The organism is Kitasatospora sp. NPDC096147, from assembly GCF_044763225.1.
Classification (GTDB): Bacteria; Actinomycetota; Actinomycetes; order Streptomycetales; family Streptomycetaceae; genus Kitasatospora.
This window is the reverse complement of sequence record NZ_JBIWFX010000004.1, coordinates 408004-423695: the sequence shown is the minus strand read 5'-3', so window position 1 is coordinate 423695 and position 15692 is coordinate 408004. Positions and strand designations below refer to the sequence as shown.

At 74.4% G+C, this 15692-nt stretch carries 16 protein-coding genes; 10 read left to right on the top strand and 6 right to left on the bottom strand.

Annotated features, from left to right (window positions below; all coding sequences use genetic code 11):
* Window positions 1-188 precede the first annotated feature (188 nt).
* The 3 genes from ACIRBX_RS16130 (at window position 189) to ACIRBX_RS16120 (ending at window position 2622) form a co-directional block, all read left to right on the top strand.
* On the top strand, window positions 189-626 hold the full coding sequence (locus ACIRBX_RS16130; protein ID WP_402297145.1) for a pyridoxamine 5'-phosphate oxidase family protein: 438 nt from the start codon (window positions 189-191) through the stop codon (window positions 624-626).
* Window positions 627-744: 118 nt separating this feature from the next.
* Window positions 745-1200 (top strand): MaoC family dehydratase, encoded by a 456-nt coding sequence (locus tag ACIRBX_RS16125; RefSeq protein WP_402297143.1) that lies wholly within the window; start codon window positions 745-747, stop codon window positions 1198-1200.
* Window positions 1201-1413: 213 nt separating this feature from the next.
* Window positions 1414-2622: an MBL fold metallo-hydrolase gene (locus ACIRBX_RS16120; RefSeq protein WP_402297625.1), complete on the top strand. Its 1209-nt coding sequence runs from the start codon at window positions 1414-1416 to the stop codon at window positions 2620-2622.
* Window positions 2623-2767: 145 nt separating this feature from the next.
* On the opposite strand, the gene ACIRBX_RS16115 is transcribed toward ACIRBX_RS16120, so the two are convergent.
* Together ACIRBX_RS16115 and ACIRBX_RS16110 are read right to left on the bottom strand one after the other, a co-directional pair.
* Entirely contained in the window at window positions 2768-3124 is a 357-nt protein-coding gene (locus ACIRBX_RS16115; RefSeq protein ID WP_402297141.1) for a hypothetical protein, read from the bottom strand.
* 14 nt (window positions 3125-3138) lie between these two features.
* Entirely contained in the window at window positions 3139-3660 is a 522-nt protein-coding gene (locus ACIRBX_RS16110; protein WP_402297139.1) for a TetR/AcrR family transcriptional regulator, read from the bottom strand.
* An 87-nt stretch (window positions 3661-3747) separates the two neighbouring features.
* Here ACIRBX_RS16110 and ACIRBX_RS16105 point away from each other — a divergent pair, with 87 nt between their 5' ends.
* The 5 genes from ACIRBX_RS16105 (at window position 3748) to ACIRBX_RS16085 (ending at window position 8245) form a co-directional block, all read left to right on the top strand.
* The gene (locus ACIRBX_RS16105) at window positions 3748-4644 is read left to right on the top strand and encodes an acyl-CoA thioesterase (RefSeq protein ID WP_402297137.1); all 897 of its coding nucleotides are present in this window, start codon (window positions 3748-3750) and stop codon (window positions 4642-4644) included.
* A 124-nt stretch (window positions 4645-4768) separates the two neighbouring features.
* Window positions 4769-5386 (top strand): TetR/AcrR family transcriptional regulator, encoded by a 618-nt coding sequence (locus ACIRBX_RS16100; protein WP_402297135.1) that lies wholly within the window; start codon window positions 4769-4771, stop codon window positions 5384-5386.
* Window positions 5387-5607: 221 nt separating this feature from the next.
* The gene (locus ACIRBX_RS16095) at window positions 5608-7269 is read left to right on the top strand and encodes a BCCT family transporter (RefSeq protein WP_402297133.1); all 1662 of its coding nucleotides are present in this window, start codon (window positions 5608-5610) and stop codon (window positions 7267-7269) included.
* 146 nt (window positions 7270-7415) lie between these two features.
* On the top strand, window positions 7416-7598 hold the full coding sequence (locus ACIRBX_RS16090) for a hypothetical protein (RefSeq protein ID WP_402297131.1): 183 nt from the start codon (window positions 7416-7418) through the stop codon (window positions 7596-7598).
* Between the two features lie 263 nt (window positions 7599-7861).
* Window positions 7862-8245, top strand: a complete 384-nt coding sequence (locus ACIRBX_RS16085) for a hypothetical protein (RefSeq protein WP_402297129.1) — start codon at window positions 7862-7864, stop codon at window positions 8243-8245.
* A 351-nt stretch (window positions 8246-8596) separates the two neighbouring features.
* Here the strand turns inward: ACIRBX_RS16085 and ACIRBX_RS16080 are convergent, their stop codons facing one another.
* Window positions 8597-10117, bottom strand: a complete 1521-nt coding sequence (locus ACIRBX_RS16080; RefSeq protein WP_402297127.1) for a DUF2398 family protein — start codon at window positions 10115-10117, stop codon at window positions 8597-8599.
* A 118-nt stretch (window positions 10118-10235) separates the two neighbouring features.
* On the opposite strand from ACIRBX_RS16080, the gene ACIRBX_RS16075 reads away from it, so the two are divergent.
* Both ACIRBX_RS16075 and ACIRBX_RS16070 read left to right on the top strand, forming a co-directional pair.
* Window positions 10236-11096 (top strand): sterol desaturase family protein, encoded by an 861-nt coding sequence (locus tag ACIRBX_RS16075; protein ID WP_402297125.1) that lies wholly within the window; start codon window positions 10236-10238, stop codon window positions 11094-11096.
* The gene (locus ACIRBX_RS16070; RefSeq protein ID WP_402297123.1) at window positions 11093-11791 is read left to right on the top strand and encodes a lysoplasmalogenase; all 699 of its coding nucleotides are present in this window, start codon (window positions 11093-11095) and stop codon (window positions 11789-11791) included. Before ACIRBX_RS16075 ends, ACIRBX_RS16070 begins: the two co-directional genes overlap by 4 nt.
* Window positions 11792-11944: 153 nt before the next feature.
* On the opposite strand, the gene ACIRBX_RS16065 is transcribed toward ACIRBX_RS16070, so the two are convergent.
* The 3 genes from ACIRBX_RS16065 to ggt all read right to left on the bottom strand — a co-directional run bounded on the left by ACIRBX_RS16065 (window position 11945) and on the right by ggt (window position 15603).
* Complete coding sequence (locus ACIRBX_RS16065) at window positions 11945-12523, bottom strand: hypothetical protein (RefSeq protein WP_402297121.1); 579 nt, start codon at window positions 12521-12523, stop codon at window positions 11945-11947.
* Between the two features lie 156 nt (window positions 12524-12679).
* Window positions 12680-13483: an exodeoxyribonuclease III gene (locus ACIRBX_RS16060; RefSeq protein WP_402297119.1), complete on the bottom strand. Its 804-nt coding sequence runs from the start codon at window positions 13481-13483 to the stop codon at window positions 12680-12682.
* A 326-nt stretch (window positions 13484-13809) separates the two neighbouring features.
* Window positions 13810-15603 (bottom strand): gamma-glutamyltransferase, encoded by a 1794-nt coding sequence (ggt, locus tag ACIRBX_RS16055; RefSeq protein ID WP_402297117.1) that lies wholly within the window; start codon window positions 15601-15603, stop codon window positions 13810-13812.
* Window positions 15604-15692: the final 89 nt, after the last annotated feature.

Here is a 15692-nt window from a genome sequence, read left to right as displayed (position 1 = left end):
TCCCCTGCCGGCAGCGCCACCGCGCCACCGCGTCACCGCCGCGCCGCGTCACCGCGCCGCAGCCCGACGGCCAAGCTATCGGGCGGGCCGCGGGCCGCGGGCGGTTTCCTCAGGAATGACGCAGGTCAGGGACCATCCGGGACCATCGGCCCTACTGACGGACCGTCTGCGGCGGCACCATCGGGTACATGGAGCGAGACGAGCGCGTGGCGACCCTGGGCGAGGCCGAGTGCCTGCGCCTGCTCGGCACCGTGCCCATCGGGCGCGTGGTGTACACCGAGCACGCCCTCCCCGCCGTCCTCCCGGTCGCCTTCACGGTGGCCCCCGACGGCGGTCTGATCCTCGGCCTGCGCGCCGGCACCACCGTCACCCGAGCCCTCGACGGCACGGTCGCCGCCTTCCAGGCCGACCAGCTCGACCCCGTCACCCGCACCGGGTGGAGCGTCCTGGTGCGCGGCCGGGCCGAGGTGATCCGGGACGAGACCGCCCGGCGGGCGCTGCGGCGCACCGGCCCGCTCCCGTGGATCGGCGGCCAGGACCCGGTCTTCGTCCGGATCGCCCCCGAGCTCGTCAGTGGCCGCCGGGTCCACCCGACCGACCGACCCTGCGTCCCCGCCGCACGCTGACCGGCCCAGGGCCGAGGTCCCGCCGGGGCACGCACCCCCTGACGAGCACCCCCTGACAAGTGACCGGCGGGTAGGCATACTCTCGCGGTGTTCCGTCCCACCCCCTTCAGGAGCTGCCGTGACGACGTACGCCTCCCTCGCCGAGCTGACCGCCGCGGTCGGCACCGAGCTGGGCACCAGCCAGTGGCACACCATCGACCAGGCCCGGGTCGACCTCTTCGCCGAGGCCACCGGGGACCACCAGTGGATCCACGTGGACCCGGCCCGGGCCGAGCAGAGCCCGTTCGGGGGGACCATCGCGCACGGGTACCTGACGCTGTCGCTGATCCCGGTGCTGGCCAAGGAGTGCTACGGCGTCGAGGGCATCCGGATGGCGCTGAACTACGGCTCCGAGAAGGTCCGCTTCCCCGCCCCGGTGCCGGTCGGCACCGCCGTCCGGGCCACCGCCGAGCTGCTCTCGGCCACCGAGGTGCCGGGCGGGGTGCAGGCGCTGGTCCGGTACACCATCACCAGCGAGGGCAGCCCCAAGCCGCACTGCGTGGCCGAGACCATCACCCGCTTCTACGCGGCCTGACCCGCCGTCAGGCGACGGGGCGCCCCGTCCCGGTGCCGGTACTCCGAACGGTTGCGTAGGACTCCGTCTCGCCGGGTAGGCGGGAGGCCCTACCGGTAGTGTCCGGACAAGACGGACATAACCGCCCATGGAGGTGCCGTGCCCAGCCCCGTCGCCTGGACGTCCCGGGTCGCCGCTCTCACCGCCCGGCTCAGCCCGGGCGCCGCGCCGCTCCTGGAGCTGCCCGGCGACGCCTGGCGGCTGATCCGCACCGAACCCTTCGGCACCGAGCCCACCGGCGCCCGGCTGGCCCGGATCAGGAGTTCGCCCAACTTCCGGGCCGGCGCCTTCCGCAATCCGGTACCGACCAGCCGGCTGGCCCGGACCCGGAACCGGCTGGAGCTGAACCGGGGTCAGTTCGCCGCCAGCCGGCACCGCCGGGCACCGGCCGCCGCCGTCCCGCTGCACCGGCTGCTGCCGGTCGAGCTGGCCGAGCCGCCCGCCTCGGGGCTGCGCGCCACCTGGCTGGGCCACGCCACGGTGCTGGTCGAACTCGACGGCCGGCGGGTGCTGTTCGACCCGGTGTGGAGCGAGCGCTGCTCGCCGTTCGGCTGGACCGGGCCCAAGCGGCTGCACCCGATGCCGATCCCGCTGGCCGAGCTGGGACCGGTGGACGTGGTGGTGATCTCGCACGACCACTACGACCACCTCGACCTGGCCACCGTCCGGGCGCTGGCCGCCACCGGCACCACCTTCGCCGTCCCGCTGGGCATCGGCGCGCACCTGGAGCACTGGGGCGTCCCGCCGTCCCGGATCGCCGAGCTGGACTGGTGGGAGTCGGCCGAGGTGGCCGGGCTGACCCTGACCGCCACCCCCGCCCGGCACTACTGCAACCGCGGGCCCCGGACCAACCCGCTGGTGCTCTGGGCCTCCTGGGTGGTGGCCGGGCCGCAGCACCGGGTCTTCCACAGCGGGGACACCGGGTACTTCCCCGGCTTCGCCGAGATCGGCGGCCGGCTCGGGCCCTTCGACCTGACGATGGTGCAGATCGGCGCCTACAGCGACCTCTGGCCCGAGGTGCACATGACCCCCGAGGAGGGGGTGCGGGCCCACCTCGACCTGGGCGGCCGGCTGCTGCTGCCGATCCACTGGTGCACCTTCAACCTCGCCCCGCACCCCTGGGAGGAGCCGGCCGAACGGACCGTCAGCGCCGCCCAGGCCCTGGGCGCCGAACTGGTGGTGCCGCGTCCGGGCAAGCCCTTCGAACCGGCCGAGCCGCCACCGGTACGGCTCTGGTGGCGGGCGGTGGCCGCGATGCCGCGCGGCGCCGAACTGTTCGTCCCGCAGGACCCGGCCGCCCGCCCGCACCCGGCCCCCCTGACCCGTCCGGACCCGCCGGACCGACCGACCCACCGGGCCGAGGACGACGGGGTCACGGTCTGAGCCGACACCACGCCCGGCCCCGGACCAGGACCTGACGGCCCGCCGGGGCCGACCGCCCCATCGCCGCCGAACACCCGCCGCACGAGAACCGACGGCCCGTCAGGCGCTTGAGCCCCCGGGCCGTCAGGCGCCGGCTAGCAAGCCGTCAGGCCGCCCGGACGGCCTGCTCGACCAGCATCACCGTCTCCCTCGGGTCGGCCACCTCGACCACCAGGCGGGCGTACGCCTCGTCGGCCAGCTCGATCACCACCGCCTTCTCCGGGTTCTTCACGTCCCAGAACACCTTCTCCCCCGCCCGCCGGAAGGTGCCCGCCACGATCACCCCGGGGAAGTGCGTGCCGCCGGCCTTGATGCCCTTGGGCTCGCGCATGATGCCCGGATCCAGGGTGGCCCCCCGGACGTGCCGGAGCGGGATCTCGATCCGGCTCTTCAGCGCCCAGACCCGGTCCCACCCCTCGACCTCGACGACGAGCACGCCGTCGGTCACCGATACCACTGCCATGTCCTGACTCCTCTTCAGCTGGTCGGCGCGAGCCGTCGGGAAAGTGCGGCGAGCCGGGCCGGGCCGTCGCCGGAGCGGCGCAGCCGCAGGCCGAGCACGGTGGCGGCCAGGGCCGGGGCGAGCTCCGGCCCGGCCTCCGGGTGGTGGGCCAGGCCGGCCTCCAGGGCGGTCAGCCCCTCCTCCACCAGGGCGGCCACCTCCGGGTCGTGCGGGGCCCGTTCGGCCGCCGCGAGCAGCAGCAGCCCGGCGGCCGGACCGCCGTCGAAGGCGGCGGCGGCCTGGGCCAGGGCCCGGCCCAGGCCACCGGCGGCGGTCAGTGCGGCCGCCCCCGGGAGCACCTCCTCGTCGAGGTGCCGGCGCAGGGCCGCCAGATAGAGGCCCCGTTTGCTGCCGAACACCTTGTAGAGGCTGTTGCGGTGCACCCCGAGCCCGGTCACCAGATCGTCGACCGAGGTCCCCTCGAAGCCCCGGTCGGCGAACAGCCGGGCGGCGGCCCGGACGGTCTCGTCCTCGTCGAACGCGCGTGGTCGTCCCATGCCGAAGACTCTAGGAGTAAAGGAACGGTCAGTCAAGAACGAGCATTCCTGAAACCTGTTCCAGTCCTGATGTCGTACGCTGTCCGCGTGACGGAAGCCTCCAGAGCCACCACCGCCGCGGACACGGCCGAGCGGTTCGCCGCCCTGCTCCGGATCGACCGGGTGGACGAGAACCTGTTCCGGGGCAGCTGCCACGCCGGGGCTCCGATGCGGGCGTTCGGCGGCCAGGTGGCCGCCCAGGCGCTGACCGCCGCCGGGCGGACGGTGAGCGGCGGACGGCACGTGCACTCGCTGCACTCCTACTTCCTGCGTCCGGGCGATCCCCGGCACCCGATCGACTACCAGGTGGACCCGGTCCGGGACGGTTTCTCCTACGCCACCCGCCGGGTGACGGCCGTTCAGCACGACGAGGTGATCTTCACCCTCTCCGCCTCGTTCAAGACCCCGGAGCCGGACCCCGACCGGCAGGCCACCGCCCCGCCGGTGCCCGCCCCCGAGGAGCTGCCCGACCCCTTCCCGGCCTGGGCCGCCGCCGCGCCCGAGGACTACGAGCGGGCCGCCGTGTTCCGCACCCTGGAGCTGCGCTTCGTCCCCGCCGACTCCCCCGGCCTCCCCGGCCAGCAGCCGGGCACCCCGCAGCAGTTCGTCTGGCTGCGGACCGGCGGCCGGCTGCCCGACGACCCGCTGCTCCAGGTCTGCGCGCTCACCTACCTCTCCGACCTGACGCTGGCCTCCACCGCCGCGATCGACCTCCAGGCGCACCGCTTCCAGCGGACCGAGCCGTCCCGGATCGTGCTGGCCTCGCTGGACCACGCGATGTGGTTCCACCGCCCGTTCCGGGCCGACGAGTGGCTGCTGTTCGCCCAGCGCAGCCCGTCCGCCTCGGACGGCCGGGGCCTCGCCCACGGCGAGTTCTACGACCGGGCCGGCCGGCTGGTCGCCTCCGCCGTGCAGGAGACCCTGATCCGGCGGCGGCCCTCCTGACGCGGCGTCGGCCCGGCTGACGCGGCGACGGCCCGCCTGACGGGGCGGGCGACCTGACGCAGCCCGGCACTTGCCCGTTCAGGTGACGTTCGCTCGGAGGACCCCGCCCCGTATCATGGTGCGGGTGACCAAGGTTGACCTGTCACCAAGGCCGGTGGAGGCGATGTCGCCCCGTCAGCTCGCACGCCGCAAGAGCCTGATCGACGCCGCACTCACACTGGTGAACGAGACCGGCGTCGAGCGGCTCCAGATGAAACAGGTCTGCGAACGCTCCGGTGTCGCGCTCGGCACGGCCTACCGGTACTTCTCCTCCAAGGACCACCTGCTGGCCGCCGCCATCGCGGACTGGCACCGGCTGCTGCTGGACGACCTGGTGGCCGAGCAGCGCGGCGCCCGGCGCGGGGTGGCCGAGACCGACCGGGTGGTGCGGTTCGTCCGCAACGGCATGCGGGCCTACCAGCGCCAGCCCCAACTGGCCCGGCTCCGGGTGGCGGTGTCCGCCTCCACCGACCCGTTCGCCTCCGAGACCCTGCAGTCGCTGGCCCGGGCCGACGGCGCCGCGCTGGACGCCGTCAGCCCCAGCCTGCCACCGGCCGCCGGGGAGCTGGTGCGGCACATCGTCGGCCACTCCTGGCAGGGCGAGCTGACCGCCTGGGTGACCGGGCGGACCACGCTGGACGACGCCAGGCGCCGGCTGGAGGGCGTGGTCCGCCTGGTGCTGGCCCCCTACGAAGCGGCCTGATCGACCGCCTGATCGACCGTCCGGCCGGCTGTCGTGCCGACCGCCTGAGTGACCGTCACCGGGTGCACCACCACGGCGTCCGCCGGGTGGCCCTCCCGGGTGCGCGGATGACACGCCGTCAGGGAAACCGGGGAGCCGCCCGGCGCGTCCTGCCCGTTCCGCACCCGCCAGCCGCAGATAGTACGAGATGTACGTATTGTCCGACCGCTGGAGCCTCTCTGATGAGCAGCCGACCCGACGACCAACCGGGGGCCACCCTCCCGACCGACAAGGTGGTGTTCGGCGTCAGCGCCGTCGCCGTGCTGGCGGTGGTGGCCTGGGGCGTGTTCGCGGCGGACTCGCTGGGTTCGGCCTCCAAGACCGGGCTGGACTGGGTGCTGCACAACTTCGGCTGGCTGTTCGTGGTGGCCGCCGACGTCTTCCTGGTCCTCTCGCTGCTGCTGGCGTTCAGCCGGTTCGGCCGGATCAAGCTCGGCAAGGACGACGAGGAGCCGGAGTTCTCCACCCTCGCCTGGGTGGCCATGATGTTCAGCGCGGGCATGGGCATCGGCCTGATGTTCTACGGCGTGGGCGAGCCGCTCCAGCTGTACGCCGCCCCGCAGCCGGGCTCCGGGATCGAGCCGCGGACCCCGGCCGCCGCCCAGTCCGCCCTGGAGTTCTCGCTCTTCCACTGGACCCTGCACCCCTGGGCGATCTACGCGGTCGGCGGCCTGGCCCTCGCCTACACCACCTTCCGCAAGAACCGGGGCAACCGGATCTCCGCCGCCTTCGTCCCGCTGATCGGCCGTCAGGGCGCGGACGGCTGGATGGGCAAGTGCATCGACCTGCTCGCGGTCTTCGCCACCGTCTTCGGCTCCGCCACCAGCCTCGGGCTGGGGGCGCTCCAGGTCGCCGACGGCCTCGGCTACATCTCCGACGTGAAGTCCACCGAGAACGTCCAGCTGATCATCATCGGCTCGCTGACCGCCGCCTTCGTCCTCTCCGCCTTCTCCGGCGTGCACAAGGGCGTCAAGTGGCTCTCCACCGCGAACGTGGTGCTGGCCCTGCTGATCATGCTCTTCGTCTTCGTCTTCGGCCCCTCGGTCTTCCTGCTGGACTCCATCCCGTCCACCGTCGGCGGCTACCTCTCCGACCTGACCACCATGGCCACCCAGACCGGCGCCTTCACCGACGAGAGCTGGCTGGGCTCCTGGACCATCTTCTACTGGGCCTGGTGGCTCTCCTGGGCGCCGTTCGTCGGCACCTTCATCGCCCGGATCTCGCGCGGCCGGACGGTCCGTCAGTTCCTGCTCGGTGTGCTGCTGGTGCCCAGTGGTGCCACCGTGATCTGGTTCTGCGTGATGGGCGGCACCGCGATCCGGCTCGACTCCACCGGGCAGGCCGACCTGGTCGGCACCATCGCCCAGGGCGCCGAGGCGTCGATGTTCGAGACCCTGCGCGCGCTGCCGCTCGGCGGGATCACCAGCGTGATCGCGGTGCTGCTGGTGATGACCTTCTTCATCACCAGCGCCGACTCGGCCTCGCTGGTGCTCGGCTCGCTCTCCAGTCGGGGCTCACTGCACCCGCGCACCTGGTTGGTGGTGGTCTGGGGCGTGCTGATGGGCGGGGTGGCCGCCGCGCTGCTGCTGGCCGGCGGGCTGAGCGCGCTGCAGAACGCCACCATCCTGGTCGCGCTGCCGTTCGTGGTGGTGATGCTGCTGCTCTGCTGGGCGCTGGTCCGCGAGCTGCGCGACGACCCGGCGGCCGGACCGCCCCGGCTGGCCGCCGCACACGGGCTGCGGGACGCCGTCCGGGTCGCGGTCGGCGACGCGCTGGCCGAGCGCGGGGTCGGCCGCAAGCGGGCCGGCTCCTCCGCTCCCCCGCCGCCTCACTCGTCCGAGTGAACTGGGCCGAACGCGGCTGATCGTTCGTCAGCGTCGTTCCGGGCCGGTGGCATGCTGAACAGCTCCGATGACCGGACGCCCAGCTCCCACCTGGGCTTCACCCCGGTGTCGTCACCGTTTAACGCCACCCTGGAATGCTCACTGTCATGAACGCTCAGCCCGTCCCGGCTCCCCCGGCCCCACCAGGCCCGCGCTTCCCGCTGCCCCGCCGCCACCGCCGCCTGATCGCCTGCGCGGCGGTGGCGGCCTCGGTGGCCCTCGGCTCCCTCGGCGTCGCCGCCACCGTGGAGACCGTGCAGCAGGCGACGATAGCCACCGCCAGCCGCTGACCCGGCGTCAGGCGCCTGCGGGGCCCGTGCTGTACTACGCGCGACCGATCGCCGAACAGCCGGGGGAACTCACCAGATGACGGACGCCTGCACCTGCCCGACATGCGGCCAAGCCGACCGCACGGCCCCGGTGGCAACGGCGCTCGAGGACCCGGCCGAGCCGTTGAAGCCGGCCGAGCGGGCGCACCTGCTGCCGCCGGCCGAGCCCGGCCGAACGGGGCGCCGGCTCGACGGTGCTGCTCGTGTTCGCGGCCCTCTTCCTCGTGCCTCAGCTCCTGAAGGCCCCGTGGGCGGCCCTGCTGGCCGGCGAGGAGCCCGCCACCGACCCCGAGTTCTGGCTGGCCCGCATGTCGGTCCCGCTCCTGCTCGCGCTGCTCGGGGCGATCGGCCGCTGGGTGGGCGGTCGCCGGGTCCGGGCGGCCGACCGCGAGCTGCCCGAACGCCTCGCCCGGTGGCGGCAGACCCGGCGGGCCTGGGAGGCAGCCGCGTTCTGCCGCCGCTGCCGGGTCGGCTTCCTGCCGGCGGGCAGCCTCGCCCCGGACTTCCCCGCCTCGGCGGCCATCCCGCTGCGCGGCTTCCGGGAGCGGCTGGCCGGCCTCGCCGACGGCTTCTACGGCGTCTCCGACCTGCGGGGACAGCCCGCCTGATCGCGGCCGTCCGGCGCGATCGGCCCCCGTGCGGGCCGGGGAACGGTCCCCGTGGGGGCGTCCGCCCCACGGGAGCGCGACCCCCGAGGGACGCATCCGGCCTGGGGGAACAGCCGGTGCGCGCGTCTACCCCACCCCGGGGGCCGGACGCGTCGGCCTGCGGGGGGGTCGGCCCGCGTACGGGCCGCCGGACTCGGGCCACACCCGGCTTCCGCGAACGGTCCCCGAAGGAGGTTCACACCCTGCGCGTGGGCCCGCGTGGGTGCCGTCGGCCTGCGGAACGGCCCCGACCTCCGCGAACCGTCCACGACGGCGAGCCCACACCGCGACCGGCCGCGCCGACCCGCAGGGTCAGCCCGCGTAGGCGCGGGAATGCCGGCCCGGGGCCGGGGGCTCCGGCTCGACCGCCGGGGCGTAGCGGGCGGCCGGGGCGCGGAGCAGCCAGGCGCGGCCGGCCGGGGCGATCAGCTGCATCCGGTGCAGCAGGTCGAGGGCGTCCCGGCGGAAGGCCGTCAGGTCGGCCAGGTAGTCGCGGCGCCAGCCGTTGCGCAGGCCGTGCTCGTCGGTGATGTCCCCGAGGGCGCCATCTATCAGCGCGTCCGGGACCAGCACCGCCGGGGGTGCCGACTCCTCCGGCAGCGGGCGCAGCTCCTCGACCAGCCGGGCGGCCAGCAGCAGCGCCGCTTGGGCCAGCGTGCCGGTGCCGGGCAGGGCCAGGTCGGTGAGTTCGTCGGCCGGGTCGAGCAGCGCGATGCCCTCGGCCCGGCACTCGGCGGCCAGGCCCAGGAAGTCGGCGAACAGCGCGGCCTCGTCCGCCCGGTGGGCCAGCAGCCAGCGGCGCTGACCGGGCGTCAGCTCGTCCAGCAGCACCACCGGGGTCTCGGCCAGCAGCCGCCGGACCGCGACCTCGTCGGACACCGGCCCCTCCCCCGGGCCGGGGGCGAGCAGGGCGGCGGCCACCTCGCGGTCACCCGGCTGCCCCGGCGTCAGCACCCGCCACTCGGCCAGCCGCTGACGGACCGTCGGCCCGGTCTCGGCGGCTCCGGCGCACCCGGGCACGGCGGTGCCGCGATCGGCGGTGCGGGGCTCGGCTGCTCCGTGATCCGCCGCACCGTGATCGGCGAGCCGGGGTTCCACGGGCCCGGGCCCGGCCGACTCCGGACCGATGGACCGGGGCTCGCGGCCCTCGGCCACCGCCACCAGTGCCCGGACCAACGCCGCGTAGCCCTGCGGCGTCCAGCCGTCGGCCTCGGCCGGGGCCGGCGTACGGCCCGGCAGCGGGGCCTTGTGCAGTCGGGCGTAGCCGGCGCCGACGGTGAGCGGGTAGCCGAGCAGGGTGGCGAAGCGCTCCACCAGCCAGTCGGCGTGACGGTGGATCAGCGGCAGGCCCTCGCCGTGCGGGCCGTCGGCCGTGACCAGTGGGTGGGCGGCCAGCAGCCGGGCGGCGGTGCGGCGCTCGACCGCGACCTGCTCGGGGCTGCCGGGCACCGGCTTGCGGTGCCGCCCGCGCCGCCCGGTGGCGGCCAGCGCGTCCCGGCCGGGTGCGACCCGGCTCCGGCGACCGCCCTCCCGGCCGCGCAGCGCGGCGGGTTGATGCACCGTCGGGCCGTGCCACCAGCTGCACCCCGGCTCACCGTCCGCGCCCTCCGGCAGCACACCGCCGAGGTGGCGCGCCCCGTAGAGGCCGAAGGCGGCGGTGAACAGCGCCTCGGCGGCCGCCCCGTCGGCCCCGGCCAGCCGCTCCGCCAGCCGCTCGGCGGCGGGGAAGCCGTCGGCCCGCAGCACCCGGGCAGCACCGGACGGCACGACGGCGGTGAGCCGCCCCGCCCCCGCACCGCGCCCGCTCGCCGGTCCGCCCGTGTACCGCTCCATGTCGCCCACCAGAGTAGACGGTGCACGTCCCCACCGTGACTGCCGCCCGCACCCCGTTACTTACGCATGGGTAACTACCTCTTCCGCAGGCCGCCCACCGTCACCTATCGTCCTCGGCATGCCGAACCTGCCCGACGTCGTGCTGTGGTCGATACCCGCCTTCGTGCTGCTCACCGTCCTGGAGGTGGTGTCCTACCGCTTCCACCCCGACGAGGAGGAGCAGGGTTACACCGTCAAGGACACCGCGACCAGCCTGGGCATGGGCCTCGGCAGTCTGGTCTTCGACGCGCTGTGGAAGATCCCGATCGTGGCGATCTACGCCGCGCTCTACGAGCTGACGCCCCTTCGGGTGCCGGTGCTCTGGTGGACCGTCCCGCTGATGCTGCTGGCCCAGGACTTCTTCTACTACTGGTCGCACCGGGGCCACCACGTGATCCGGATCCTCTGGGCCTGCCACGTGGTGCACCACTCCAGCAAGCACTACAACCTCTCCACCGCGCTGCGCCAGCCCTGGACCTCGGCCACCACCTGGGTGTTCTACGTCCCGATGATCCTGGCCGGGGTGCACCCCGCCGCGCTGGCCTTCTGCTCCTCGGCCAACCTGGTCTACCAGTTCTGGATCCACACCGAGCGGATCGACAGGCTGCCCCGGCCGGTCGAGTACCTCTTCAACACGCCGTCCCACCACCGGGTGCACCACGCCTCGCAGGGCGGCTACCTGGACCGGAACTTCGGCGGCATCCTGATCGTGTTCGACCGGATGTTCGGCTCGTTCACCCCCGAGACCACCAAGCCGGTCTACGGTCTGACCAAGAACCTGACCACCCACAACCCGCTGCGGGTGGCCACCCACGAGTACGTCTCGATCGCCCGCGACGTGGCCGCCGCCACCAGCTGGCGCGACCGGGTGCGCCACCTCACCAAGGGCCCGGGCTGGCAGCCCGGGCCGACCGACCACCCGGAGGGCACCACCGCATGACCATCTCCACCCGCCTGCGCAGCGCCCGGGGCCTGCTCTCCGCCTTCGCCGTCACCTCGGCCACCCACCTGGGCGCGATCGCCGCCGGGGCGAGCGTGCTGCAGAACGCCACCAAGCCCGCCCTGGTGCCGCTGCTGGCCGGCTACGTGGCCGCCCGGGCCGAGAAGGCGCCGAAGCTGCTGCTGCCCGCGCTGGCCTTCTCCACCGGTGGCGACGTACTGCTCCAGTTCGACCAGCAGGCCGCCTTCCTGGCGGGCATGGGCTCCTTCGCGGCGGCGCACGTCTGCTACGTCACGATGTTCGTCAAGGCGGGCGCGCTGGCGGACCGGCGCCGCACGGTGATCCTGGCCCTGGCCTACGCCGCCGCCTGGGCCGTGATGATCACTCAACTCTGGCCCGGCCTCGGCGACCTGAAGATCCCGGTGGCGGTCTACAGCCTGCTGCTGGCCTCCACCGCCGTCACCTCGGCCGGCCTGAACTGGCGGGCCGGTCTGGGCGGCGGGCTGTTCCTGCTCTCCGACACCCTGATCGCCACCGAGCTGGCCGACTGGAAGGCGCTGCCCGGCCACGGCGTCTGGATCATGGCGACCTACGTGCTGGCCCAGTTCCTGCTGGCCGACGGCACCCTGCGGGCCACCACCGCCGCCCCGGCCGCAGCCCCGCTCAGCGCCCCGCTGGCGGCCACCGGCCGCTGACGGCCGGTCAGGGGCGGGATGTCGCCGAGGCGGCGGACACCGGCCGCACCGGCCCGGACCGAACGCGTCGCGGTGCGGCCGGTGAGCCCTCGGGGGCTCCCGGCCGCACCGCGGCGGGTATGTGGCAGCAGCCGTCCGGCGCCCGACCGGCCATCAGGCGGCCGGCCGTCGGCGCAGCAGCCAGAAGCCGCCCACCCCGGCCGCCACCAGGGCACCGCCCGCCGCGAGCCGGCCGGCCTCGGGGGCGACGGACCCGCCGACGCCGGTGTGCACCGGGCCGGTCGGCAGCTTGCCGCCCTGGTCCGGGGCCTGACCGCCGGCCAGCTTGACCTCCACCGCGCCGCTGAAGGTGTCGCCGTTCGGGCACTTGCCGTCGATGCCCCAGCCGGACGCCTTGCCGCCCTTGACCAGATTGCCGAGGTTGCTGCCGAGGTTGCCGAGCGCCTTGGAGTCGAACTCCTTCTCGGAGGCCAGCAGGGCCTTGCCGCTGTACTTGCCGTCCGGACCCACCGTCAGGGTGGCGCTGCCGGTCGAGAACGCCTGTGAGTTGGCGGTGATGGTCTTCACCGAGCTGGTCTCGCAGGTGACGCTGACCGTCACGCTCTGCCCCGGCGACGCCTCGGCCGGACTCACCCAGGCGGGCTCGACGCTCTTGGCACTGGCGGCGGGGGCGCCCAGTGCCAGCAGGGTGGTCGCGCCGATCAGCGCGGCGGCGGTACGCGGAGCGCGCATGCCGTTCCTCCGGTTCCGGGCGGGGCACACGGACTCCGTCGTCGCGTGAGGGGACAGCCACACCCTGTCACCAGCGACGCTAGGCAGCGCCGCCCCGGACGGCCACCGTTCGGGACCGTTCGGGGGGCGCACGGACGATCCCCGCCCGACGGGCCGTCAGAGGTCGAGGTCGACCACGACCGGCGCGTGGTCCGAGGTGCCCTTGCCCTTACGGGCCTCGCGGTCCACGTAGCTGTCGGTCACGGCCTCGGCGAACGCCTTGTTGGCGTAGGTGAGGTCGATCCGGATGCCGAGGTTCTTCGGGAAGCCCAGCGCCCGGTAGTCCCAGAAGGTGTACGGGCGGTCGTACTTGAGGGCGCGCGGCATCACGTCCGTCAGCCCGGCCGCGCGCAGCGCGGCCAGCGCGGCGCGCTCGGCCTCGGTGACGTGGGTCTGGCCCGCGAAGACCGAGGGGTCGTAGAGGTCCTCGTCGGTCGGCGCCACGTTGAAGTCGCCCATCACGGCGAACGGGCGCTCGCCGGCCGCGTCCTCGGCGACGGCCAGGCGCAGCGCTTCGAACCACTCCAGCTTGTAGGCGTAGTGCGCGTGCCCGACCTCGCGCCCGTTCGGCACGTAGACCGACCAGACCCGGAGCGGGCCGCAGGTCGCCGCGATGGCGCGCGGCTCGGTCTCCGGGATCATCGCGCCGTCGGCCAGGAAGCCCGGCTGGCCCGGGAGGTCCCGGACCACGTCGTCCAGACCGATCTTGGAGAGGATCGCCACGCCGTTCCACCGGCCGGTGCCGTAGGCGGCGGTCTCGTAGCCGAGCGCGCGGACCTCCTCGTACGGGAAGGCGTCCGAGGCGCACTTGAGCTCCTGGAGGCAGAGCACGTCGGGGCTGCTGCCCTCCAGCCACTCCAGCAGCTTGGGCAGCCGGGCGGTGACGGAGTTGATGTTCCAGGTGGCGATGCGGACGGTCACGGCGGGCGGCCTTCCCGGTCAGGTACGTCGGACCCCACGAACATACCGCCAGGAACCGACACCTCCGCTCCGCCTGTGCCCCCGGGAGGGCGGACGTCCGGGGCGCGGGGCTCCACCGATGTGCGGCGGCGCCGCGGGGGCGCGAGCCGCGAGGCGGCAGGCGGCAGGCGGCAGGCGGCAGGCGGCAGGCGGCAGGCGGCCCACCGGTACCTGACCCACCGTCAACCGGGCTGTGCCTGCCGCCTGCCCACCCGCGCGCACGCGCCCTCGTGGCGGAGCCTCACCTCAGCCCCGCGCCCACGGGCCGCTGTCCCCCGGAGGGTGGGTCAGCGGGACGGGTGCACCACCGCCGCCGAGCCGCCACCCCTTCGGGTGGGTTCGGCCGCCGCGATCCAGCGGCCGTCGGGCAGCCGCTCCACGCCGGTCGCGGCACCGATCTCCGGGGTGGCCGCGAAGACCTGGCCGAGGGCTTCGAGACCGGACCGTTCGGGCTGGGCGAGGAAGGCCGGCTCGGCCACCGAGGCGGCGGTGTTGCGCTGACTGGCACGCGGGGCGGCGATCGCCTGCTCCAGCGTCAGGCTCCGGTCCAGGCGGCCCAGCAGCACCTGGAGCACGGTGGTGATGATGGTCGAGCCGCCCGGGCTGCCGACCGCGACGAACGGCCTGCCGTCCTTGAGCACGATGGTCGGGGAGATCGAGGACCGGGGCCGCTTGGCCGGGCCGGGCAGGTTCGGGTCGGGGACGCCCGGGGTGGCGGGGGCGAAGGAGAAGTCGGTCAGCTCGTTGTTGAGCAGGAAGCCCCGGCCGGGGACGGTGATGCCGCTGCCGCCGGTCTGCTCCAGGGTGAGGGTGTAGGCGACCACGTTGCCCCAGCGGTCGGCGACCGTGAGGTGGGTGGTGCTCGGGCCCTCGTAGGTCTCCGGGACGGCCGGGCCGGCGGTGGCGCACGGGGCGGGGTGGTACGGGTCGCCCGGGGCCAGCGGGCTGGTGAGCGCGCGGTCCGGGTCGAGCAGGCAGGCCCGGGAGGAGGTGAAGGCGTCGCTCAGCAGCTGACGGGTCGGCACCTTGACGAAGGCCGGGTCGCCGACCCAGCGGCCCCGGTCGGCGAAGGCGATCCGGCTGGACTCCAGGTAGCGGTGCAGGTACTGGGTGGAGCTCACCTTCCCGAGGTCGCCCTTGGCCTCCAGGATGCCGAGCGCCTCGCCGACGGTGGTGCCGCCGGAGGAGGCCGGGGCCATGCCGTAGACGTCGTAGCCCCGGTACTCCTGGTGGGTCGGCTGACGGGGGATCACCCGGTAGTCGGCCAGGTCCTTGCGGTCCACCTTGCCGGGCCGGGCGTTCCAGCCGGAGGCCGGGTCGACCGGCGGGTGCTGGATGGTGTTGACGATGTCGGTGGCCAACTGGCCCTTGTACAGCGTCTGGACGCCCTTGCGGCCGATCTCCCGGTAGGTGGCGGCGAGCTCCGGGTTGCGGAAGGTGGAGCCGACCACCGGGAGCTGACCGCCCGGCAGGAAGAGCTTCCGGGTGTCCGGGAAGGCCTGGAAGCGGGTCAGGTTCAGCTCGGTCTGCTCCTGGAAGGTCCGGTCGACCTTGAAGCCCTGGTCGGCCAGCTTGACCGCAGGCTTGAGCACGTCGTCCAGGTCCCGGCTCCCCCAGCGGTCCAGCGCCCCGTCCCAGGTGGCCGGAGTGCCGGGCACCCCGACACTGAGGCCGCTGGTGACGGCGTCGGCGAAGGCCAGCGGCTTGCCGTTCTCCAGGAACAGCGTCTCGTCCGCCGTCCGGCCGGTCACCTCGCGGCCGTCGAGGGTGGAGACCCGGCCGCTGCGGGCGTCGTAGTAGACGAAGAAGCCACCACCGCCGATGCCGGCCGAGTACGGCTCGGTGACGCCGAGCGCGGCGGCGGTGGCGACCGCCGCGTCCACCGCGTTCCCGCCGCGCCGCAGCACCTCCAGCCCGGCGGCGGTGGCGTCGGCGTCCACGCTGGCCACCGCGCCGCCCCAGCCGACCGCCTCCGGCACCTTCCCGGGCGGTGCTCCGGTCTGCGCCTGCGCGGGGACGGCGGCGGTGGCACAGAGCAGCGCGGCGGTCAGCGCGAGCGGGGCGATTCGGGTCGGACGCATGGGCCCTCCAGGACCTGCTTGGACGTCAACTCCCTTGCATGTCCTGTTCTTTCACATCTGCCATGGCCACCACAATGGCACTTCCGAGT